The sequence below is a fragment of the Pseudonocardia lacus genome, assembly GCF_018531445.1.
GTDB lineage: Bacteria > Actinomycetota > Actinomycetes > Mycobacteriales > Pseudonocardiaceae > Pseudonocardia > Pseudonocardia lacus.
Genome location: NZ_JAHDTH010000063.1, coordinates 1 through 21,746 on the forward strand (window position 1 = coordinate 1; position 21,746 = coordinate 21,746).

A 21,746-nucleotide genomic window follows, 5' to 3' on the forward strand; every position below is an offset into this window, starting at 1 on the left:
CCCCCACATCACGGGGGGGCGGGGGGGCGCCCCCCCGCCGTGCGGCCCCCCCCCCCCCCGCTCCGCTGTCGGGGACCCCGACAGTCGGTGCGCCGGGCCCGTCGCCACCCCGTCGATTGACACGCCGTCGGGTTGCGCCGGCGTCGCCGAGTGACCGTCCCACAGCGACGGGCGGCCGTATCCGCCGGTCGGCGCGACACGCCGGGAACCCGTCATCGGCGTGTCGCCGAGCGGAAGTTATCCACAATTGCGATCATGCCGCTGAACTGCGGAAACGGTCGAAATTCCGGAGTTGTCCCCAGTCCGTCCACAGGCTTGCCCCCGCCCTGTCCTGGGCGTGGCCGCTCGATCCCCAGCTCCGTACACAGGCGCGCCCGTTGCTCGGCTTGGGAATCGTCGGGGGGACGTTCTACCGTCGTCGCAAGAGCCGGTGTCCCGGCTCGGAGGGACGCCAGTCGTAGCGCGGTACGCCACCCGAGCACGTCGAGCGGATCGAACCTTTGTTCGATACAATAGGTCCGGGGGGTGACTCTGCGTATGGCAGTGACAGACGACCGCCCGTCCGGCCGGCCCCGTGCTGTCCGTGCCGCGGAAGGGGGCGGGGAGTCGGGATCGCCGTTCGACCGGCAGCCCCCGCAGGACCTCACCGCCGAGCAGTCCGTCCTGGGCGGCATGCTGCTCAGCAAGGACGCCATCGCCGACGTCGTCGAGATCCTCCGACCCGACGACTTCTACCGCCCGGCCCACCAGACGGTCTACGACTGCATCCTCGACCTCTACGGCCGCGGCGAGCCCGCCGACGCCGTCACCGTCTCCGCCGAGCTGCAGCGCCGCGGCGAGCTGATCCGCCTCGGCGGCGCCCCGTACCTGCACACCCTGATCGCCACGGTCCCCACGGCGGCCAACGCCGCCTACTACGCCGAGATCGTCGCCGAGAAGGCCATCCTGCGCCGCCTCGTCGAGGCCGGCACCAGGATCGTGCAGCTGGGCTACCACGGCGCCGACGGCGCCGAGGTCAACGACGTCGTCGACCGCGCCCAAGCCGCCATCTACGAGGTCACCGAGCGCTCCACCACCGAGGACTACGTCGTCCTCGAGGAGCTGCTGCAGCCCACGATGGACGAGATCGACGCCATCAGCTCCCGCGGCGGCGTGGCCCTCGGCGTCCCCACCGGCTTCGTCGACCTCGACGCCCAGACCAACGGCCTGCACCCCGGCCAGATGATCGTCGTGGCGGCGCGCCCGGGCCTGGGCAAGGCGCTCGCCCTCGACACCCCCCTCCCCACGCCCGACGGCTGGACCACGATGGGCGAGGTCGCGGTCGGCGACCTCCTGCTCGACGCCGACGGCCGCCCGACCCGGGTGGTCGCGGCGACCGAGGTCATGCGCGAGCGGCCCTGCTTCGAGGTCGAGCTCTCCGACGGCACGGTCATCGTCGCCGACGCGCAGCACCAGTGGCGGACCTCCGACGGCGCCGTGCGGACCACGGTGGAGCTGGTCGCCGGCCGCCACACGATCGACGTGTGCGCCCCCCTCCGGCTCGCCGAGGCCGACCTCCCCGAGGACCCCTACGAGCTGGGCGTGCGGCTCGCCCGTGCGGGCTGGGCGGTCGCCGACCTGGCGCCGTACCTGCGGGCGGCCGAGCACCAGCGCCGCGCGCTGCTCTCCGGCCTGATGGACGGCGGTGGCGTCGTCGCCCCGGACGGCGCCCTGCGCTTCCCGGCCGCGGGCGCGCTCGCCGCCGACGTCCGCGACCTGGTGGCCGGCCTGGGCCACCGGTGGGTCCCGGCCCCCGGCGGCCGCGTCGAGGAGGGCGTCGTCGCGTTCCTCGCCGGCGACGAGGTCTTCCGCGACGACCGCAGGCGGCTGCTGCACAAGGAGCGCCACGACGCCCGCGCCGACCGCGAGCCGCGCCGGCGGGTCGTCGACGTGCGCCCCGTCGCGAGCGTGCCCGTGCGGTGCGTGCAGGTCGACAATCCCGCGCACCTCTACCTCGCCGGGCGCTCGATGGTGCCCACGCACAACTCCACCCTCGGGCTCGACTTCGCCCGGTCGTGCTCCATCAAGCACGGCATGACCAGCGCCGTGTTCTCCCTGGAGATGAGCAAGACAGAGATCGTCATGCGGCTGCTGTCCGCGGAGGCGCAGATCCGGCTGACCGACATGCGTGCCGGCCGGATGGGCGACGACGACTGGACCCGTATGGCCCGGCGGATGAGCGAGATCAGCGAGGCCCCGCTGTTCGTCGACGACTCCCCCAACCTGACCCTGATGGAGATCCGGGCCAAGGCGCGCCGGCTCAAGCAGCGCAACGACCTCAAGCTCGTCATCCTCGACTACCTGCAGCTGATGACGTCCGGCCGCAAGGTCGAGTCCCGCCAGCAGGAGGTCTCGGAGTTCTCCCGGCAGATCAAGCTCCTGGCCAAGGAGCTGGAGGTGCCGGTGGTGGCGATCAGCCAGCTGAACCGCGGCCCCGAGCAGCGCACCGACAAGCGGCCCATGCTGTCCGACCTGCGCGAGTCGGGGTCCATCGAACAGGACGCGGATATGGTGATCCTGCTGCACCGTCCGGACGCGTTCGAGCGCGACGACCCCCGGGCCGGCGAGGCCGACCTGATCCTGGCCAAGCACCGCAACGGGCCCACCAACACGATCACCGTGGCCCACCAGCTGCACTACAGCCGGTTCGCCGACCTCGCCCACGGCTGAGCGGTGTCGTAGGGTCTCACTCCTCTGGCACTGTCTCACATCCGATGTCACTCCCATGTCACTCCCATGTCACTGGTGACACGTGAGTAAGACAGCTGCTCCCGCGCGGCGGTCGTTGTCAAGTCAAGTGAGACAGTTGGTCTTACTGAGTTGGCTGTGGAACCGGCTGGTTGATCCACGCCCGCTCCGGCAGGCGCGGCGGGCAGGGCCGGCGTGCGAGCCGCTCGGATGGCGAGCGTCGGCCCGGTCAGGGGGGGCCTGGCGGTGAGTCTGGACCTCGGTCGCGGTGTCGAAGTGGACCGATGCGGGGTGTGCATGCCGATCCCGGAGTGGCGGCGGTGTTCGTGGTTGTAGGCGGTGAAGAACGACTTGCAGAAGCATTGCGCATTACGACCTGCGATCTCTCGCACCGTTGCGAATTGCTGATCTTCGTGCCGCCTCGCGTGATCTTGATTGAAGGGCTGCGGTGGAAGGCGTGGGGGCCGGATTCCGACAGTGGTGAACCGAGAGCGTGTCGCGTCCGTTTGCACGTTGAACGGGGGAGGCGCGTTTATGATCGACATTGCTGCGATTCCGGTGATCAATGGCGACCCGGATATGTTGGACGAGCACGCGACGTCGCTGGCGACGACCGGTGCGGCGTTCGCGGACACGGGCGCGCGCATCCACGCCGGCTGGCAGGCGCTGGCGCCGGTCTACCTGGCGCCGGAGGCGGGTGACCTGCTGGCCGCCACCGGCCCGGTGCAGGGGGTCGCCGCGTCGGTGGGTGAGGATTACCAGCTGGTCGGGCGGGCGCTCACGGAGTACTCCGCCGCCATGCGGGAGATCCGGCTCCGGCTGGACGCGCTGCGCTCCGACGCCTCGGCGCTGGTCGCCGAGGTGGGCGACGCCGAGCCCGACGACGGGCAGGCCGAGCAGAGCGCCCAGCTGTCGAGCGCGGTGACCCTGGCGATGGCCGACTTCGACGAGGCGCAGCGCCGGTGCGCGGCCACGATCAGGTCGCTCTACGGCGACCGGTTCGGCGGGGGGCCGCGCTTCTTCGACGATGCGCAGGCCCAGCTGCAGGCGCTCGACGACGCCGTCATCATCTCGAACATCATCGGCGATTCCGGGCTCGTCAGCCCGGATGCCCTGCTCGGCGGCGACCCCGCGGCGCTCGAACGCCTCGCCGCGCAGTACCCGCAGCTGCGCGACGTCCTCGCCCGTGCCGCCGGCTACTCGGCGCAGGACCCGGACTACGCCGTGGCGCTGCTGAACGCTCTGGGCCCGCGGGACGTGCGGACGCTGGCCGACCTGACGAACACCTTCGGCATCGCGTACGACAAGGGCATTCTCACGGGCGACCCGTACGGGGGATTCGTGGTGCCATTCGCCGCGGTCCTGGCCGCCGGCGACCGCAGCGACCGGTTGAACCCCGCCATCCGCTCGGCGGTCTTCGACGTCGACGCCACCGACGAGCCCGGCGGCGAGGGCGGCGTCGACAACCTGGGCTACGCCGAGCAGCTCAGGGACATGCGCTACCGCTCGCTCGCGCTGCTGGCCGGCGCCGGCGACTTCACGCCGCAGACGACGGCCGACCTGGCGAACGCGCTGATCCAGGATGGTCCGGTCGCGCCGACGTACCCCGACTTCAGCGGCTTCAGCAACGCGCAGTTCCTGAGCCGGCACCGCGATCTGGCCAGCAACGAGTGGGCGGCGCTGGCCGCGCTGCGCGAGGACGACCAGGCGGCGAACATCTTCTACCGGACCGACCGCGACGAGTTCCCCGGCGAGCTGGAGAACCTCTACCTGATCGGTCAGCACCCGGGCGACGACGTCGCGGCCCGGCGCCTGGGCCTCACGGCGGAGGACGCCCAGCGCTACGGCGACCAGATGCTGGCCGACACGCTGCGCGGCGGCATCCAGACCTACCCGATCACCACCGGCCAGGCGTACGCGCCGGAGACGATCGCGCTGGTGGAGCAGGCGGTGAAGGCCGCGGGGGCCGAGGACATCGAGGCGTCCGATCCCGTCCGCAACGCGCTGGTCGACATCACCACCCCCTACACCCGCGACCTGGCGATCGTGGCGGCCGGGGGCGGCCCCGACCGGCTACCGACCCGGCTGCCCGGCCTGAGCGTCGAGGACGTCCAGGCTTTCGTGGGGGAGGTCTCGGGGAGCGAGCAGGCCAGGGTCGCGCTCGGGCAGAACGGTGCCGCCCTCGTGCAGGCGGAGATCGCCGACGAGACGGCCGACATCGCCTCCAACGACCCGCGCGCGTTCGGCAGCGGGGTCGACCTGTCCGCCGCCTACTACCGAACGCTCGGCGAGGGGTGGAACCAGTTGCAGCTCGATCGCATCGAGCAGCGCGAGGCGCTGGTCGAGGGGTGGCGGACGGTCACCGACCCGGCGGTCGATCTGGTGTCCGGCAAGTTCGTCGAGCGCATCCCCATCCTCAACACCGCGTCGGAGATACCCGGGGTGGGGGACGCGCTCGACGAGGCGACCGGGGCGATCAACGAGAGCCTCAACACCGCGATCTACGACCACGCGATCCCGAAGCCGGAACTCGAGGCGCTCACGACCTGGCGCGACGCCGTCGAACCGGAGGTGCACGCGGCGGTGGCGACCGCCCTCTACGAGAACCCGGACACCCGCGCGAGCTTCCTGGCCCAGGCGCAGGTCGACCCGCAGGACACCGCCCACCTGGCCGAGATCAACGCCGATGGGCAGGTCACCTTCGAGGAGTTCCGTAGCCTGAGCGACGTGCAGGACGCCGTCCACACCTACGGCGGCGACGTCCTGACGCGCCTGCAGGCGGAGGCGGCCTTCGACATGGGGTCCGCAGCCCAGGAGGAGTCCGCGGGCGGCAAGGAGGAGGGGGAATGATGGAGCGCCGTTCCGGGGCGGCGGCCGCTGCGGTGGTCGCGGCCGCGTTGGTCGCCGTCGCATCGTGCGCGGGCGGCGGGTCGTCCGAGAACGCAGGGCTGACCAAGGCCGACCTGCGCACCCTGCGCGACGACCTCGAAGCCCGCACGTTCGAGACGGTCGTGCGCATCCTCTACGAGACCGAGGGAGCCCGCGCGGACTTCCTCGCCCAGGCCGCGGCCGACCCGCAGGACACCGCCCGGCTGGCCGAGATCAACGCCGACGGGCAGGTCACCTTCGAGGAGTTCCGCAGCCTGAGCGATGTGCAGGACGCCGTCCACCACTACGGCGGCGGCGACATCATCACGTTCTTCGAGCAGCGCGTCATCGAGGCGCAGCGCCCGGAGTGAGCCGGGGACCGGACGCGCGCACCGGTGGTGCTCCCGGTCAGTTCCCCGGTTCGCGGCGGCGCGGAGCCGATGGAGCGACCGCAAGCCTGGAACAGCTCGGCGTCCTCGACGCGGACTTCGTCGCCATGGGATACCCCGACGACACCCTGGGCCGGCGGCGGAGTGCTGGGAACCTCCGACTGCTCAAGGACCTCGAAGAGCCCGTTCGGCGTAGGTGACGCCCTGCTCGTGCACCGATTGTTCTCGGACGACCACGATCCAGGCGATCAGCGCGAGGAGGTGGATCGCCGCCGCCACGCCGACGGTCTGGGGGTCGGGCCCCAGATCAGCGGCCGGCGTCCCACAACCGATTGCGCGACGCTGGGACGACGTCACGCAGGGGCGCCGAGCGGCGGGTGCTCGAGCACGCGCGGCTCGTACTCGACGAGCTGGATGCGGCCGTCGAAGGTCCGGTGCTCGATCATCTCGAGGGCGACGTCCGGGTAGCCGTCGTAGATGCGTTCTGCGCCCGTGGCCCCGGTGATCACCGGGAACAACCCGACCCGGAAGCGGTCGACGAGCCCGGCTTTCAGCAGGGACCGGCACAGGCTGAGGCTGCCGATCGTGCTGAGGAGCCCCGAGCCGTTCTCCTTCATGGTGCGGACCGCTTCGACGGCGTCGTCGCGGACGAGCGTGGAGTTGGCCCACGCCAGTGGCTCCTCGAGCGAGGAGGAGAACACCACCTTCGACGCCCGCGTGAGCTCGTCGACGGAGGCCTCTTCCTCGGCCCTGAACTCGTCCTGGCCATCCGGGACCTCGCCCGCGGCGAAGCCCGACATCAGGCGGTAGGTGTTCGCTCCCATCAGGTACGTGACCTCGGGCTGTTCGCCGAGCCAAGCGAGGTACTCGGGGCCCTCCAGGCCCCAGAACCCGGGCCAGCCCTCTCCCGATGCGTAGCCGTCGAGGGAGGTGATGAAGTCGACCAGAAGCTCTGCCACGGTGATGTCCCTTCCTGGGTTTCCACGAGCTCGGACCGGCCGGGAGTCACGAACTCATCGGCCGCGCCGGGTCGACGTCATCGTGCCTCCGGGGCCGGCTCTCGCGGCGAACCTGGCAGGAATGGAGCGCTTCTTGTCCGTCATCCGACATCCCGCGACTCCCCGGGCCGGGCACCATCGATCACCGAGCGCACTCGGACGGCATCGGCTCCACCGATCAGGAATCCACCGCCACGTCGTCAGTCCTGGTAGCCCCTCGCACCGGTGGAAGGATCGACGACCATGACCGACGCCAGACCGCAGGGCGCCGACGAAGCCGCGTTCATCGCGGCGGCGCGCGCGGAGGACACCGCGCGGTTCGCGGTCCTGACCGAGCGCCATCGGCGTGCGCTGCAGGTGCACTGCTACCGGATGCTCGCGAACTACGAGGACGCCCAGGACCTGACCCAGGAGACGTTCCTGCGGGCGTGGAACAAGCGGGAGACCTTCGACGGGCGCGCCGCGTTGCGGACCTGGCTGTACCGGATCGCGACGAACGCCTGCCTCGACTTCCTGGAGAAGCGCAACCACCGCACGCCCGTGCCGGCCGAGCTGCCCGGCGCCGGCTCGGAGGTGCGGTACCTGCAGCCCTACCCGGACCGGATGCTCCCCGACGACCCGCACGAGTCGGCGGTGGCGCGGGAGACGATCGAGTTGGCGTTCGTCGTCGCCGTCCAGCACCTGCCGCCGCGCCAGCGGGCGGTGCTGATCCTCCGGGACGTACTGGGCTGGCCGGCGGCGACGACCGCCGACGCGCTCGAACTCAGCGTCGCGTCCGTGACCAGCGCCCTGCAGCGGGCGCGCGTGACGATGCGCGAGCAGTTGCCCGACCGCCGACTCGACTGGCGGACCCCCGCTACGCACGAGCTGTCGGACGACGAACGCGCCACGGTGAAGGCGTGGGTGGACGCCCACGAGCGCAACGACCTCGACGGGCTCCTGTCCCTCATGCGCGAGGACCTGCGCTTCGCGATGCCGCCGGACCCCGGCGTCTGGGTCACCGCCAGGTCCGCGCTGGACTCCTGGGTCGCGGGTGGGTTCGGCGGGCCCGGGTACGACGACTGGCGTTGCATCGTCACGACCGTCAACCGCATGCCTGCGGTCGTGGAGTACCTGCGCACGCCCGGCCAGCCCGGCTACCGGCTGTTCGCCGTCGACGTCCTGCACATCGTCGACGGGAAGATCGCCGAGCTCACCGGATTCCCCGCCGCCGACAGACCGTGGCTGGGCCTGCCCCCGACACTGTGAGGCAACGACGCGTCGTCTCACGAGCCGGGCAGGTGGCCCGTGCTCATCGCCTCGTCTCGTACCGGGTCAGCACCACACCGCCGGGGAACGTCCGCGTCTGCACCAGGTCCAGGTTCCCCCAGCTGTCCAGCGCGGTGAAGAACGGCGTTCCGCCACCCACCAGGACCGGGTGGGTGACCAGGACGTACTCGTCGATCAGCCCGGCCCGCATGGCAGCGCCGGCGAGAGTCGCGCCGCCGATGCTCATCGGGCCGCCGTCCTCGGCCTTGAGCCGGGTGATCTCGGCGACCGCGTCGCCGCTGACCAGGCGGGTGTTCCAGTCGACCTTGTCGATCGTCGAGGAGAACACCACCTTCGGCGTGTCCCGCCAGTTCCGCGCGAACTCGATCTGCGCCGGGCCGGCGCCGGGCTGCCGCTCGCCGGTCGGCCAGGAGGAGCTCATCGCCTCCCACAGCTTGCGCCCGTACAGCACCAGCTCGGTCGCCCGGTCGTGGTCGAGCCAGAACTGGAACAGCTCCTCGCTCGGCGGCCCGCTCCAGCCGATGTCGTCGCCGGCGGCGGCGATGTAGCCGTCCAGGGTCAGGTTCATGCCGAAGATCAGTTTCCGCATCGTGCAGCCTCCCGTGGGTCGATCTCCCAGGAACAGACGGGCGCGGCCCGCAGACCTAATCGGGCGCGACCGGTCACCCGAGGGCGACGGCTTCTTCCGGGTCCATGGCGGCCCCGTGCGCGTACGCGACGGCGAAGGCGTGCTCGCCCAGCGCGCCGCGGACGCGCTCGGTGATCCGGTCGATCTCGACGCGTTCGGCGGGGCCGGCCGGAACCGAGATCGCCCGGCGGACGGCGTCGGCGGCGCCGAGCAGGTGGGCCGACGCCCGGTCGTGCCGCGCCGCCCCGGCCAGGCCCTCCAGCGCGATCGCCACCCCGCGGTCGCCGAGGGCGCGGGCGGCGGCGAACGCGTCGAGGTGCCGGCGCCTGGCCTCGTCCCACCGGCCGCGCTGCTCGGCGAGGAAGCCCAGCTCGGTGAGCACCAGGGACAGGTGCAGCGGTGGGGGCCGGTCCGGCGGCCGCGGCCCGGCGGCGTGCAGGAGCGCGGTCAGGTGCCGGGCGGCGCGGTCGAGGTCGCCGCGGCGCCGGCTGGCGAAGGCCAGGCAGATCTCGGCGAGGGTGGCGGCGATGCGGTACCCCTGCTCGTCGGCGAGTCGGTGGGCCCGCTCGGCGAGGTCGCACGCCCGCCCGTAGTGCCGCTGCTGCACCGCGATCCAGGCCAGTCCGGCCAGCCGGGCCGCGACCTCGGGCCACATGCCGAGCTCCTCGGCCATCCGCAGCCCGTCGTGGGCCAGCCGGCTCGCCTCCGCGTAGTCGCCGCGCTCCTCGGCCAGCCCGCCGAGCCGCGCGCTCGCCTGCAGCATCCCCCATCGTTCCCCGAGGTCCCGGAACAGCGCCGCGCTGCGCCCGCCGTCGCGCTCGATGGCCGCCAGGTCGTCGACGACGTGCCCGATGCGCGCGCGAGTGCTCAGCACCGCGGCGACGCCCCAGCGGTCGCCGGCGTCCTCGCACGCGGTCAGGGCGCGGTCGAGGCGCTTCTGCACGGCGAGGACGTCGCCGAAGTCGACCTCGGCGTGGGCCACGAACCACTCCGCCCGCCCCCGCGCGGCCGGGTCGTCGAGCTGCTCCCACAGCGGGACCACCGCCGGGTCGGGCCGCTCGCCCAGCAGGAGCCGGATGCCCACCCGCCACGCGGCGGCCCGGGCTCGCAGGGCCACGGGGGCGGGCGCGGCGAGCCCGGCGGCGGCGTCGAGCCGGTCGGCGGCCTCGACGAGCCGTCCGCGCAGGACCCAGTACCAGGCCAGCGCGACGACGAGGCGCAGGGCCAGCTCGGCGGCGCCGTCCGCGGTGGCGCGGTCGAGCGCGGCGCGCAGGTTCGCGGTCTCGGCGTCCAGCCGGTGCAGCCAGCGCCGCTGGTCGGCTCCGTACAGGCCCTGCTCGGCCCGCTCGACGAGCTGCGCGTAGTAGCGGCCGTGCCGGTCGCGGACGCGCTCGGTCTCCGCGGCGGCGTCGAGCCGGTCGAGGCAGTAGGCGGCCACGGACTCCAGCAGCCGGTAGCGCGGGCCGTCGGCGCCGGGCACGACCGCGACGAGCGAGCGGTCGACGAGGCGCACCAGCACATCGGCGACGTCGATGCCGACGTCCGGGCCCTCCTCGGCGCCCACCTGCTCCGCGGCGTCGAGGGTGCAGCCGTCGGCGTGCACTGCCAGCCGTCGCAGCACGGTCCGCTCGGGCCCGGAGAGCAGCTCCCAGCTCCAGTCGACGACCGCGTGCAGGGTCCGCTGGCGCGCGGGGGCGTCCCGGTGGCCGGTCGCCAGCAGCCGGAACCGGTCGTCCAGGCGGGCGACCAGCTGGTGGACCCCCAGCGCCCGGACCCGCGTAGCGGCCAGCTCCAGCGCCAGCGGCAGCCCGTCGAGGCGGCGGCACAGCACCGCCACGGCCTCGGCGGTGTCGCCGTCCAGCGCGAAGCCGGGTGCCGCGGCCGAGGCCCTGGCCACGAACAGCCGCACCGCCGGCACCCCGGCGAGCGCGACCGGATCGGCCGCCGCGAGGCCCGCGGGCACCTCCAGCGGCGCGACGGCGCACACCACCTCGCCCCGCAGCCCGAGCGGCTCGCGGCTGGTCGCCAGGATCCGCAGCCCCGGCGCCGCCCGCAGCAGCCGCCCGGCGAGGTCGGCGGCGTCGTCGACGACGTGCTCGCAGTTGTCGAGCACCAGCAGCAGCCGCCGGGTGGCCAGCGCTTCGGTGAGCCGTCGGACGGCGGGCAGTCCCGCGCCCGCCAGGTCCCGGACGTCGAGGGCCGCGGTCACCACGGCGGCCGCGCCCCCGACCGAGCCCGCCGACAGCGAGCCCAGCTCGGCGAACCGGACGCCGTCGGCGAACCGGTCGACCAGCCCCTCGGCGGCGGCCACCGCCAGCCGCGTCTTGCCCACCCCGCCCGGCCCGGTCAGCGTGACCAGCCGGGCGGACGCCAGCCGCGCCCGCACCCCGCGCACGTCCTCGTCGCGGCCGACCAGGTCCGTGGTCGGGGCGGGCAGGTTGCTGCGCGGGGGACCGGGCGCGACGGGCCCGGGGTCGCCGGACAGGATCGTGCGGTGCACGGCGGCCAACTCGGGACCGGGGTCGACCCCGAGCTCCGTGGCCAGCCGGCCGCGCACCGCGGCGTAGGCGGCCAGGGCCTCGGGGGCGCGCCCGGACAGGTGCAGGGCGCGCATGTGCAGCTCCTGCAGCCGCTCCCGCAGCGGGTGCGCGGCGGCCAGCTCGGCCAGCTCGGCGACCAGTTCCCGGTGCTCGCCCGCGGCCAGCCGCGCCTCGGCGTGGTCCTCCAGCGCGGTCACCCGCTCCTCGTCCAGCCGGGCCGCGGCGGCCCCGGCGAACGGCTCCCCGGCCACGTCGGCGAAGGCCGGCCCCCGCCACAGCGCGAGCGCGTCGGCGAGCAGCGCGGCCCTGGACCGCGGGTCGCGGGTGCGCCGGGCGCGCGCGGTCAGCGCCCGGAAGCGGTGGGCGTCCAGGGCGTCGGCGTCCAGCCGCAGCCGGTAGCCGGGCGGTGGCGAGGCCACCAGGCGGTTCGACCCGGGCTGCGCCGCCGCCAGCGCCCGGCGCAGCTGGCTGACCTTCCCGGACAGCGAACCCGCCGGGTTGGCCGGCGGTGCCTCGCCCCACAGGTCGTCGACCAGCCGGTCCGCGCCCACCGCCCGCCCCTCGTGCACGAGCAGCGCGGCGAGCAGCGCGCGGACCTTGCGGCCGGGGACCGGCACGGGGTCGCCGTCGGCCGTCCACACCGCCACGGGGCCCAGCACCCCGAAGAGCATGCGGGCACGATAGCCCGGCCGCGGACCGTCAACGAACCGTCAACTCCCCCCGGCACGGTCTGCGCATGGGCAAGGTCATCAACTCCACGTTCACCAGCGTCGACGGCGTCATCAACCACATGCCGGCCTGGCACTTCGACTACGTCGACGACGAGCACGACCGGATCGCCGAGGAGCAGCTGCAGGCCGCGGAGGCCCTGCTGATGGGCCGGCGGACCTACGAGATCTACGCCGGCGCCTGGCCGGGGCGCCCCGGCGGGTACGCCGACCGGATCAACTCGATGCGCAAGTACGTCGCCTCCACCACCCTGGACACCGCCGACTGGGCCGGCACGGAGATCATCTCGGACGACCTGGTCGAGGCGGTCGCGAAGCTCCGGTCCGAGCCCGGCGACATCCTGATCCACGGGTTCGGGCCGGTGTCCCACACGTTGATCAACCACGGTCTGCTCGACGAGCTGCACCTGTGGGTGAACCCCCGGTTCGCCGGCGTCGGCGGCCCGGGCGACCTGCTGCTCGGCGAGGGCACGAACACGCGCCTGGAGCTCCTCGGCACGCGGACGCTCCGGTCCGGGATCGTCCTGCTCTCCTACCGGCCCGTCGCGGCCGAGCGGACCGGGTGACCGACCGGATCGACCCCACCGGGTGAGCCCGCCCCCCGGCGTGGGCGTCGACCGGGCTCACGCCGGGGTGGAGCCCTCGTGCCGCGGCAGGCGGGTGAGCACCTGCGGGCCGTCGTCGGTGATCGCGATCGTGTGCTCGGAGTGGGCGGTGCGCGAGCCGTCGGCCGAGCGGATCGTCCAGCCGTCGGGGTCGAAGACGATCCGGTCGGTGGTGCGGGCCAGCCAGGGCTCCAGGGCCAGGGTCATGCCGGCGCGCAGCTTCAGGCCGCGACCGGCGCGGCCCTTGTTGGGCACGTGGGGGTCCTCGTGCATGGTCCGGCCGAGCCCGTGCCCGCCGAACTCGGTGTTGATCGGGTAGCCGTACCCGGAGGCGACCGCCTCGATGGCCGCGGAGATGTCGCCCATCCGGTTGCCCGGCCGGGCGGCCGCGATGCCGGCGACGAGTGCTTCCTCGGTCGCCCGGACGAGCCGCAGGTCCTGGTCGGCCGGCGTGCCCACGACGACGGTGCGGGCGGCGTCGGCGACCCAGCCGTCGATGCCGACGGCGATGTCCGCGGTGAGGACGTCGCCGTCGCGCAGCACGTAGTCGTGGGGGAGCCCGTGCAGCACGGCGTCGTTGACCGACAGGCAGGTCACGTTGCGGAACGGGCCGTTGCCGAAGGAGGGGGCGTAGTCCCAGTAGCAGGACTCCGCCCCGCGCCTGCGGATCATGTCGCGGGCGTGGTGCTCCAGGTCGAGGAGGTTGACGCCCACCTCGGCCATCGCGGCGAGCTCGGCCAGGACCTGGGCGACGAACTGCCCGGTGGTGCGCATCCGCTCGATCTCGGCCGGCGACTTCAACTCGATCACGGGTTACCTCGTGGGTCGTTCGACGGTATAGTAATACCACCCTAGCGATCGATCGAGCTCCCCGTCGCGCCGCACCAGGGCCAGTGCGAGGGCTGCACCACCACGGCGTGGCACCTGCCCGACGCCGCCTACCTCAACGCCCGCGGCGTCTCCTACGCCGTGCTGACCACCGGGCGCTGGGCGGAGGTGGCGCCCTTCGTCGCGTTCATGGGCTACACCCGGCCCTGGTACTCGGTGCGCGACCTGACCGGACCTGCCGGCGGCCCGATGGGCTACCTCACCTGCTACCTGCGCGACGGCGACCGCACGTTCCTCACCTACTCGACGACCGGGCGCGGCAACGAGCGGGTCAACGCGTCGATGGGCCTGCTCGACAGGACCGTCCTCGGCCGCGACGAGGCGTGGGGGGACAAGCCCGAGGGCTGGCCGGAGGGGGGCCACTCGGCCTGGCGCTCGGACGCGGAGGGGACGATCGAGTGGGGCCCGACCAGCCGGCCGGTGCCGCAGTGGACCCGGCCCGGCGCGACACCCGTGCACACCCTCGGGCGGCGGGGCCACCACCACTGAACGATCGGGTCCGGCACGGTTCCGCGAGGAACGGGCGGCGGCCAGGAACCCGCCGACACCGGGACCGCTGAGCGACCCGTCACCCTCGACCCTGCCAGCGGGGCCCTGACGTGCGGTGACGCTCGTCTGAGCCATTGTGATGCCAAGCTGAGCCACTTTTGCTTGCCTGTGGTGCCATGGTGTGCCACAGTGGTGCCATGGACCTGAACCCGTACGTGGCCTCGCTCGGTCGTGAACTGCTGACCGCGGTCGAGACCGGCGGCGAGGGCGCCGGCGCGGTGGTCGAGCGGTTGACCGTGGCGATGGAGTCGGCCATCCGGCTCGCGCTGCTGGAGGCGTTGTCGGCCGCCGCGGACGAGATCACCCGCGAGCTGGCCCCCGGCTCGGTCCAGGTGCACCTGCGCGGGCGCGACCCGGAGTTCGTCGTGACGCCCCAGCCCGTCGAGCCGCCCGCCGAGCGGGCCCCGGCCGGCGGCGCGGCCCCGGTCGACGACGCCGGCCTCGACGACGGCCCGGCCGTGCGGGTCAACCTGCGCCTGCCCGAGCAGCTCAAGGCCGCGTTCGAGGAGGCGGCGGGCAAGGAGGGCCGCTCGCTCAACGCGTGGCTCGTCCGGGCCGGGTCGGCCGCGCTGCGGGCCGCGGACCGCGACCACGGCGGCCCCGCTCGGCGCGACGCCCGCAGCGCGCAGCACCACACCGGCTGGGCCCGCTAGCCCGGCCACCCACACCACCACCGACGCCCCGACCAGCGGGGATGCACGTCCGACACACTCCGAGGGGACAGCCATGCCCGTGTACGCCACGCCCGAACCGGTCTCCGTCGTCATCGAGCTGCACGCCGCCGTCGTGCGCGTCGTCGCGAGCGACCGCGCCGACACCGTCGTCGAGGTGCGACCGACCGACGAGACCGACGAGTCCGACGTGAAGGCCGCGCAGCAGACCCGCGTCGACCACGCCGACGGCACGCTGACCGTGCGCGGTAAGACGTTCGTGCACAACTTCTCCAAGAAGACCCACTCGGTCGACCTGCTGATCGAGGTGCCCACCGGCTCCCGGGTGCGCGGCGAGCTGACCTCCGGCGAGGTCCGCACCACCGGCGCGCTAAACCGGTGCCGGTTCAAGGCGTCGGTCGCGCACCTGCGCTTCGACCGGACCGGTCCGCTGCAGGTGAGCACCCTCGGGCACGTCTCCGTCGACGCGGTCGCCGGCGACGCCGACATCTCCACCGGCAGCGGCCGCGTGCAGATCGGCAGGGTCGACGGCGCCGCGGTCGTCAAGAACTCCAACGGCGACACCGAGATCGGCACCGTCGCCGGCGAGCTGCGGGCCCGGGCCGCCAACGGCGACGTCGCCGTCGACCGGGCGGGCTCGCGGGTGGAGGTGAAGACCTCCAACGGCAGCGTCCGCATCGGCACCGTCGTGCGCGACTCGGTCTCGCTCGTCACCGCCTCCGGTGACATCGAGGTCGGCATCGCCGCGGGCACGGCCGCGTGGCTCGACCTGAAGACCGGCTACGGCCGGGTGCGCAACGAGCTCGAGGACGTCGCCTCCGCGCCGGCGGAGTCCGAGGAGACCGTCGAGGTCCGCGCGCAGACCTCCTTCGGCGACATCACCGTCCGCCGCTCCTGACCCGCACCTCCCGGAAGGAGAACCCCATGACCACCCCATCCCGGTCGGCGATCACGGCGACCGGACTGCGCCGGTCGTTCGGCGACCACGTCGTGCTCGACGGGATCGACCTGGACGTCCCGCGGGGCAGCGTCTTCTCGCTGCTCGGCGCCAACGGAGCGGGCAAGACCACCACGGTCAAGATCCTCTCCACGCTGATCCGCGCCGACGGCGGCAGCGCCACCATCGCCGGCCACGACCTGGCCGCCGAACCCGACGCCGTCCGCGCCGCGATCGGCGTGACCGGCCAGTTCTCCGCGGTCGACGACCTGCTGACCGGCCGGGAGAACCTGCGCCTGATGGCCGACCTGCACCACCTCGGCCGCGCGGCCGGCCGGCGGCGGGCCGACGAGCTGCTGGAGCGGTTCGACCTCGTCGACGCGGCCGGCAAGCCGGCCTCGACCTACTCCGGCGGCATGCGCCGCCGGCTCGACCTGGCGATGACCCTGGTCGGCACGCCCCAGGTGATCTTCCTCGACGAGCCGACCACCGGGCTGGACCCGCGCAGCCGCCGGGGCATGTGGGAGATCGTGCGGGAACTGGTGGCCGGCGGCGTCACCATCTTCCTGACCACCCAGTACCTGGAGGAGGCCGACGAGCTGGCCGACCGCGTCGCGGTGCTCGACGGCGGCAGGATCGTCGCCGAGGGCACCGCGGACGAGCTCAAGCGGCGCATCCCCGGCGGTCACGTCCTGCTTCGCTTCGCCGATGCCCGCGACCTCGCGGCGGCCGCGCGCGCCGTGGGAGCGGCGTCGCGCGACGGCGACGCGCTCGCCCTGCGGGTGCCGCACGACGGCGACGCGCTCGCCCTGCGGGTGCCGCACGACGGCGACGTCCGGTCGCTGAAGGCGCTGCTCGACCGGCTCGACGAGAACGCGGTCGAGATCGACTCGCTGAGCATGCACACCCCCGACCTGGACGACGTCTTCCTCGCCCTCACCGGCGACCCCACGAACCGGAAGGTGGCCTCGTCATGAGCTCCGTGAGCCACGCCCTGACCGACTCGGCGACGATGGTGCGCCGCAACCTCACGCGGATGGTGCGCTACCCGTCGATGATGGTGCTGCTCATCGGCATGCCGGTGGTGTTCCTGCTGCTGTTCGTCTACGTCTTCGGCGGCACCCTCGGCGCCGGGATCGGCGGCGGGACCGGCGGGCGGGCGGAGTACGTCAACTACGTCACACCGGCGATCATCCTGATGTCGATCACCTCTGCCGTCCAGGGCACCAGCATCTCGGTGGCGATGGACATGACCGAGGGCATCGTCGACCGGTTCCGCACCATGGCCATCGCCCGGGTCTGCGTGCTCACCGGGCACGTCGTGGGCAGCCTCGTGCAGACGGTGCTGGCGATGGCGGCCGTCATCGGCGTCGCGCTGCTCGTCGGGTTCCGGCCGTCGGCGGGGCCCGTCGAATGGCTCGCCCTGGTCGGCGTCCTGGTGCTGATGGCCTTCGCCTTCATCTGGCTGTCGGTCGCGCTCGGCCTGGCCAGCAAGACCGTCGAGGCGGCGAGCAACGTCGGCATGCCGCTGGTCCTGCTCCCGTTCCTGGGCAGCGGGTTCGTCCCGACCGACTCGATGCCGACGGTGCTGCGCTGGTTCGCCGAGTACCAGCCGTTCACCCCGCTCATCGAGACCATCCGCGGCCTGCTGCTGGGCACCCCGCTGGGCAACACCCCGCTGGTCGCGCTGGCCTGGTGCGTCGCCATCGCCCTCGGCGGATACCTCTGGTCGAAGAAGCTGTTCAACCGCGAGTCCACCCGCTGAGCCGAGACCCACCCCCATCGGACGGAACGCACGGGACCCATCCGGGCCTGCTGTCTGCGTACACACATGCGTATAACTAGTTGACCCGCAGTGCGAGAGGACGACCATGGAACACACCGTCGCGACGATGCCGGCCGCGCGTCAGCCCGGCTGCCCCTTCGACCCGCCGAAGGAGCTGGTCGAGGCCCGCGACCAGAGCCCGATCCACCGCTACACCTTCCCCGCGGGCGAGCCCGGCTGGCTGGTCACCGGGTACGACCTGATCCGGACGATCCTGGCCGACCGGCGGTTCAGCTCGCGCAAGGAGCTCATGCTCCACCCGACCATCGACTACAGCGGCATCGAGATGCCGACCGCGGCGCCCGGCGAGTTCCTCCTCACGGACGAGCCGCTGCACGGCCGCTACCGCAAACCGCTGGCGGGCCGGTTCACCGCCCGGCGGATGCGGCTGCTCACCGAGCGCGTCGAGCAGGTCACCGCCGAACACCTCGACGCCATGCAGCAGGCCGGGCCCCCGACCGACCTGGTCACCGCGTTCGCCAAGCCCATCCCGACGATCATGATCTGCGAGCTGCTCGGCGTGCCCTACCGGGACCGGGGCTCCTTCCAGGAGGACATCGACAAGTTCATGAACGGCGAGACCCCCGACGAGGAGCTGATCGCGGCCTACACCCGGGTCCAGCAGTACCTCGCCGAGCTGGTCGCGGCCAAGCGCGCGGAGCCCACCGACGACGTGCTCAGCGAGCTCACCGGGGGCGACTTCACCGACGAGGAGCTGCGCGGGATGAGCACCATCCTGCTGGCCGCCGGGCTGGACACCACGGCGAACATGCTGGCGCTGGGCACCTTCGCGCTGCTGCGCAACCCGGAGCAGCTGGCCGCGTGGCGCGCCGACCCCGCGCTCACCGACCGCGCCGTCGAGGAGCTGCTGCGCTACCTCAGCGTCGCCAAGACGTTCTTCCGGACCGCGCTGGAGGACGTCGAACTGGGCGACCGCACGATCAGGGCGGGCGACCGGCTCATCCTGTCGCTGAACACCGCCAACCGCGATCCGGAGCGCTTCACCGACCCGCACGGGCTCGACCTGCGCCGGGAGCCCAGCGGGCACCTGGCCTTCGGCCACGGCATCCACCTGTGCCTCGGCCAGCAGCTCGCGCGCGTCGAGATGCGGGTCGCGTTCCCGGCGCTGATCCAGCGCTTCCCCACCCTGCGGCTGGCGGTGCCGGCCGACGAGGTGGCACTGCGCCCGGAGAGCGCGGACATCCACGGCGTGAAGAGCCTGCCCGTCACCTGGGACGCGTGAGCCGGGCAGCCTGCCGGCCACTTCGCCGCACGACGGCCGCTGCTCGTCGCTCCGGGCGACCGGTCGGCTGCCCTGGCGACGATCGCGGCTTGCTTGTCGCGGGCGCGCGGTCGACCATCGGTCGTCCGCGCGCACACGCGACGGTCGAGAGTGACGCATGGAGGCCTCCTCGATGAACGGCGCCCTGCCCGAAGCCGCCCGTGACGTCGCGCTGCTGGTCGCCCGGGTCGTCCTGGGCGTGGTGCTGTTCGCGCACGGCTGGCAGAAGGTCGTGATCGACGGCGTCGCCCAGACCCGCGACCAGTTCGAGGCCCTCGGCGTGCCCGCCGCGATCGCCTCGTCGGCGTTCGTGGCGTTCGTCGAGTTCGCCGGCGGCGTGCTGCTGGTGCTCGGGGCACTGACCCCGCTGGTCGTCGGACTGCACCTGGTGGTGATGATCGGAGCGGCGGCGATCGTGCACGCCTCGAACGGCATCTTCGCCGCCGACGGCGGGTGGGAGCTGGTCGGCGTGATCGCCGCCGCCGAGCTGGTGCTCGCGACCTGCGGGGCCGGGCGGTTCAGCGTCGACCACCTCGTCCTGGCCCGGATGCGGCACCGCCCGGCCACCGCGGCGCCGACCGCCGAGCCGGCGGCCGTGGGGGCGACCGGCCGCCACGAGAAGACCGAGCCCGTGGCCGACGCCGAGCCGGTCACCTCGGCCTTCCCGGTCGTGACCGGCGCCAACTTCGCGGTCCGGCCCGAGGCCCCGATGTTCGGGGAGCTGCCGCCCACCTCGGCGCTGCCCGAGCAGGGCGGGGCCCGGCCGCGGCGGATCCCGCGCCCCATCAGCCCGCTGCAGACCCGCCGGTCCGAGCCGCGCCCGACCGATCGGACGGACGACCCGGCCGACCTCTGACCGCGTCGCCCCTAGGCTGCGCTCGCCCCGGCGGTCCGCCGGGATCGGCGTCGGCCGTCGAGAACCGCGCGGCCGCTCCGACCGGTCCGCGACGGCTCCCGCCACGGGGTCGCGGACCGAAGGAGGACCACCCGTGAAGTTCATGCTGCTGATCTACAACAACCCGGCCGTCATCGAGGCCATGGCCGAGGACGAGAAGGCCCGGATCTTCGCCGACGTCGACGCGATCATGGCCGAGCTGACCGAGTCCGGCGAGCTGGTCGGCGGGGAGGCGCTGGCCCAGCAGGCCCGGACCGTCCGGGTGCGCGAGGGCGTGCCGGCGGTGACCGACGGCCCGTTCGCCGAGGCCAAGGAGCAGCTGGCCGGCTTCCTGACCGTGGACTGCGTCGACATCGAGCGGGCCGTGGAGATCGCCGCGCGCTGGCCCGACGCGAAGCTGTGGGCCATGGAGGTCCGCCCGGTGATGACCCCCGACGCCGGAGCGGAGATGTGAGCACTGCCGGTACCGGCGCCGACCGGCGCGTCGAGGGGCTGCTGCGCGAGCTGGCGCCGCAGGTGCTCGGCGTCCTCGTGCGCCGGTACCGGCAGTTCGACCTGTGCGAGGACGCCGTGCAGGAGGCGATGCTCGCCGCCGTCGTGCAGTGGCCGGAGCAGGGCGTGCCGGACAACCCGCGCGGCTGGCTGATCACGGTGGCCTCGCGCAGGCTGACCGACGAGGTGCGCAGCGAGCACGCCCGGCGCAGGCGGGAGGACACCGACGCCGCGATGAGCGCGGAAGCCCCCGCCCCGGCGCCGGACGAGCAGCGGGCCACCGCCGACGACACCCTGCTGATGCTCGCGCTGTGCTGCCACCCGGAGCTGTCGGCCCCGTCGCAGATCGCGCTGACGCTGCGCGCGGTCGGCGGGCTGACCACGGCCGAGATCGCCGGCGCGTTCCTGGTGCCGGAGTCGACCATGGCGCAGCGGATCAGCCGGGCCAAGCAGAAGATCCCGGTCACCGCGGCGGACCTCGGCGCCACGGCAGGCGCCGGGTTCGGCGACCGGCTCGACGCCGTGCTGCACGTGCTCTACCTGATCTTCAACGAGGGCTACACAGCCACCTCCGGCGCCGCGCTGCAGCGCTCGGACCTCACCGCCGAGGCCGTCCGGCTCGCCCGCACCGTGCACCGGCTGCTGCCGGCCACCGACCCGATGGCGGGCGAGGTGGCCGGCCTGCTGGCCCTCATGCTGCTCACCGACTCCCGCCGGGCCGCCCGCACCGATGCCGACGGCGGCCTGGTCCCGCTGGCCGAGCAGGACCGCGGCCGGTGGGACGCGGCCGCCATCGCCGAGGGCACCGAGCTCGTCGAGCGGGCGATGGCGAGCACGCCGCTCGGCCCGTACCAACTGCAGGCCGCGATCGCCGCGGTGCACGCCGAGGCGCGCACCGCCGAGGACACCGACTGGGCGCAGATCGACCAGCTCTACCGGGTCCTGGAGCGGGTGGCCCCGAACCCGGTGGTCACCCTCAACCGGGCGGTCGCGCTGGCCATGGTCGCCGGCCCCGGCGCCGGCCTCGACCTGCTCGCCGGCCTCGACGGCGACCGCCGGATGGCCGGCAACCACCGCCTCGACGCCGTGCGCGCCCACCTGCTGGAGCTGGCCGGCGACCCGGCCGCGGCCCGCGAGGCCTACCTGCGGGCGGCCCGGCGCACCACGAGCATCCCCGAGCAGCGCTACCTCACCGCCAGAGCCGCCCGCCTCCCCACCCCGTCGAGAACGAACTTGTCGTGATCAACAGGGCTTTTTGATCACGACAACTTCGTTCTCGACGGGTGCTTGGTCGGACGCGGGCGCGCTGGTTGGACGAGGGCCACGCTGGCCGGCGTCCTCGCAGCACCAGGGGTGCGCTCGCAGCCCGCCGGCGCACTGCGACACCTCAGCTAGCGCTGCGACGACCACGCAGCCCTGCGCGGACAGGCCTTACGGGGAGCGAAACGCCCGCCT

General features: G+C 73.5%; 17 protein-coding genes and 1 pseudogene. 14 read left to right on the forward strand and 4 right to left on the reverse strand.

Going from position 1 to position 21,746, the window contains the following annotated elements; genetic code table 11:
• Positions 1 to 537 precede the first annotated feature (537 nt).
• The 3 genes from dnaB (at position 538) to KIK08_RS15540 (ending at position 5,966) form a co-directional block, all read left to right on the forward strand.
• Positions 538 to 2,709, forward strand: a complete 2,172-nt coding sequence (dnaB, locus tag KIK08_RS15530) for a replicative DNA helicase (RefSeq protein WP_214403859.1) — start codon at positions 538 to 540, stop codon at positions 2,707 to 2,709.
• Positions 2,710 to 3,240: 531 nt separating this feature from the next.
• Positions 3,241 to 5,577, forward strand: coding sequence for a hypothetical protein (locus tag KIK08_RS15535; protein ID WP_214403860.1), 2,337 nt, complete (start codon positions 3,241 to 3,243; stop codon positions 5,575 to 5,577).
• Positions 5,574 to 5,966, forward strand: a complete 393-nt coding sequence (locus KIK08_RS15540) for a hypothetical protein (RefSeq protein ID WP_214403861.1) — start codon at positions 5,574 to 5,576, stop codon at positions 5,964 to 5,966. Before KIK08_RS15535 ends, KIK08_RS15540 begins: the two co-directional genes overlap by 4 nt.
• A 371-nt stretch (positions 5,967 to 6,337) precedes the next feature.
• Here the strand turns inward: KIK08_RS15540 and KIK08_RS15545 are convergent, their stop codons facing one another.
• Positions 6,338 to 6,943: a dihydrofolate reductase family protein gene (locus KIK08_RS15545; RefSeq protein WP_214403862.1), complete on the reverse strand. Its 606-nt coding sequence runs from the start codon at positions 6,941 to 6,943 to the stop codon at positions 6,338 to 6,340.
• 282 nt (positions 6,944 to 7,225) lie between these two features.
• Between KIK08_RS15545 and KIK08_RS15550 the strand changes: the two genes are divergently transcribed.
• A complete protein-coding gene (locus tag KIK08_RS15550) occupies positions 7,226 to 8,230 on the forward strand; it encodes an RNA polymerase subunit sigma-70 (RefSeq protein WP_214403863.1) in 1,005 nt (334 codons plus the stop codon).
• A gap of 43 nt (positions 8,231 to 8,273) precedes the next feature.
• Here KIK08_RS15550 and KIK08_RS15555 read toward each other — a convergent pair whose 3' ends face one another.
• Together KIK08_RS15555 and KIK08_RS15560 are read right to left on the reverse strand one after the other, a co-directional pair.
• Positions 8,274 to 8,840: a dihydrofolate reductase family protein gene (locus KIK08_RS15555; protein WP_214403864.1), complete on the reverse strand. Its 567-nt coding sequence runs from the start codon at positions 8,838 to 8,840 to the stop codon at positions 8,274 to 8,276.
• A gap of 73 nt (positions 8,841 to 8,913) precedes the next feature.
• The gene (locus KIK08_RS15560) at positions 8,914 to 12,090 is read right to left on the reverse strand and encodes an AfsR/SARP family transcriptional regulator (RefSeq protein ID WP_214403865.1); all 3,177 of its coding nucleotides are present in this window, start codon (positions 12,088 to 12,090) and stop codon (positions 8,914 to 8,916) included.
• A gap of 65 nt (positions 12,091 to 12,155) precedes the next feature.
• Here KIK08_RS15560 and KIK08_RS15565 point away from each other — a divergent pair, with 65 nt between their 5' ends.
• Complete coding sequence (locus KIK08_RS15565; RefSeq protein ID WP_214403866.1) at positions 12,156 to 12,713, forward strand: dihydrofolate reductase family protein; 558 nt, start codon at positions 12,156 to 12,158, stop codon at positions 12,711 to 12,713.
• 57 nt (positions 12,714 to 12,770) lie between these two features.
• Here the strand turns inward: KIK08_RS15565 and map are convergent, their stop codons facing one another.
• Positions 12,771 to 13,562: a type I methionyl aminopeptidase gene (map, locus tag KIK08_RS15570; RefSeq protein ID WP_214403867.1), complete on the reverse strand. Its 792-nt coding sequence runs from the start codon at positions 13,560 to 13,562 to the stop codon at positions 12,771 to 12,773.
• Between the two features lie 66 nt (positions 13,563 to 13,628).
• Here map and KIK08_RS15575 point away from each other — a divergent pair.
• The 9 genes and pseudogenes from KIK08_RS15575 to KIK08_RS15615 all read left to right on the forward strand — a co-directional run.
• Positions 13,629 to 14,129, forward strand: a pseudogene (locus tag KIK08_RS15575) (DUF899 family protein); the annotation flags it as partial.
• A 197-nt stretch (positions 14,130 to 14,326) separates the two neighbouring features.
• Positions 14,327 to 14,842, forward strand: a complete 516-nt coding sequence (locus KIK08_RS15580) for a hypothetical protein (RefSeq protein ID WP_214403868.1) — start codon at positions 14,327 to 14,329, stop codon at positions 14,840 to 14,842.
• 73 nt (positions 14,843 to 14,915) lie between these two features.
• Positions 14,916 to 15,758 carry a DUF4097 family beta strand repeat-containing protein gene (locus tag KIK08_RS15585; RefSeq protein WP_214403869.1) on the forward strand — a complete coding sequence of 281 codons (843 nt, stop codon included), beginning with the start codon at positions 14,916 to 14,918 and terminating at the stop codon, positions 15,756 to 15,758.
• A 26-nt stretch (positions 15,759 to 15,784) separates the two neighbouring features.
• Positions 15,785 to 16,774, forward strand: a complete 990-nt coding sequence (locus KIK08_RS15590) for an ATP-binding cassette domain-containing protein (protein WP_214403870.1) — start codon at positions 15,785 to 15,787, stop codon at positions 16,772 to 16,774.
• Positions 16,771 to 17,562 carry an ABC transporter permease gene (locus KIK08_RS15595; protein WP_214403871.1) on the forward strand — a complete coding sequence of 264 codons (792 nt, stop codon included), beginning with the start codon at positions 16,771 to 16,773 and terminating at the stop codon, positions 17,560 to 17,562. The genes KIK08_RS15590 and KIK08_RS15595 overlap by 4 nt, the downstream gene beginning before the upstream one ends.
• 106 nt (positions 17,563 to 17,668) lie before the next feature.
• On the forward strand, positions 17,669 to 18,865 hold the full coding sequence (locus KIK08_RS15600) for a cytochrome P450 (protein WP_214403872.1): 1,197 nt from the start codon (positions 17,669 to 17,671) through the stop codon (positions 18,863 to 18,865).
• Positions 18,866 to 19,022: 157 nt separating this feature from the next.
• The gene (locus KIK08_RS15605) at positions 19,023 to 19,760 is read left to right on the forward strand and encodes a DoxX family protein (protein ID WP_214403873.1); all 738 of its coding nucleotides are present in this window, start codon (positions 19,023 to 19,025) and stop codon (positions 19,758 to 19,760) included.
• Between the two features lie 142 nt (positions 19,761 to 19,902).
• Entirely contained in the window at positions 19,903 to 20,253 is a 351-nt protein-coding gene (locus KIK08_RS15610) for a YciI family protein (RefSeq protein WP_250557083.1), read from the forward strand.
• Positions 20,250 to 21,533, forward strand: coding sequence for an RNA polymerase sigma factor (locus KIK08_RS15615; protein ID WP_214403875.1), 1,284 nt, complete (start codon positions 20,250 to 20,252; stop codon positions 21,531 to 21,533). Before KIK08_RS15610 ends, KIK08_RS15615 begins: the two co-directional genes overlap by 4 nt.
• Positions 21,534 to 21,746 lie beyond the last annotated feature (213 nt).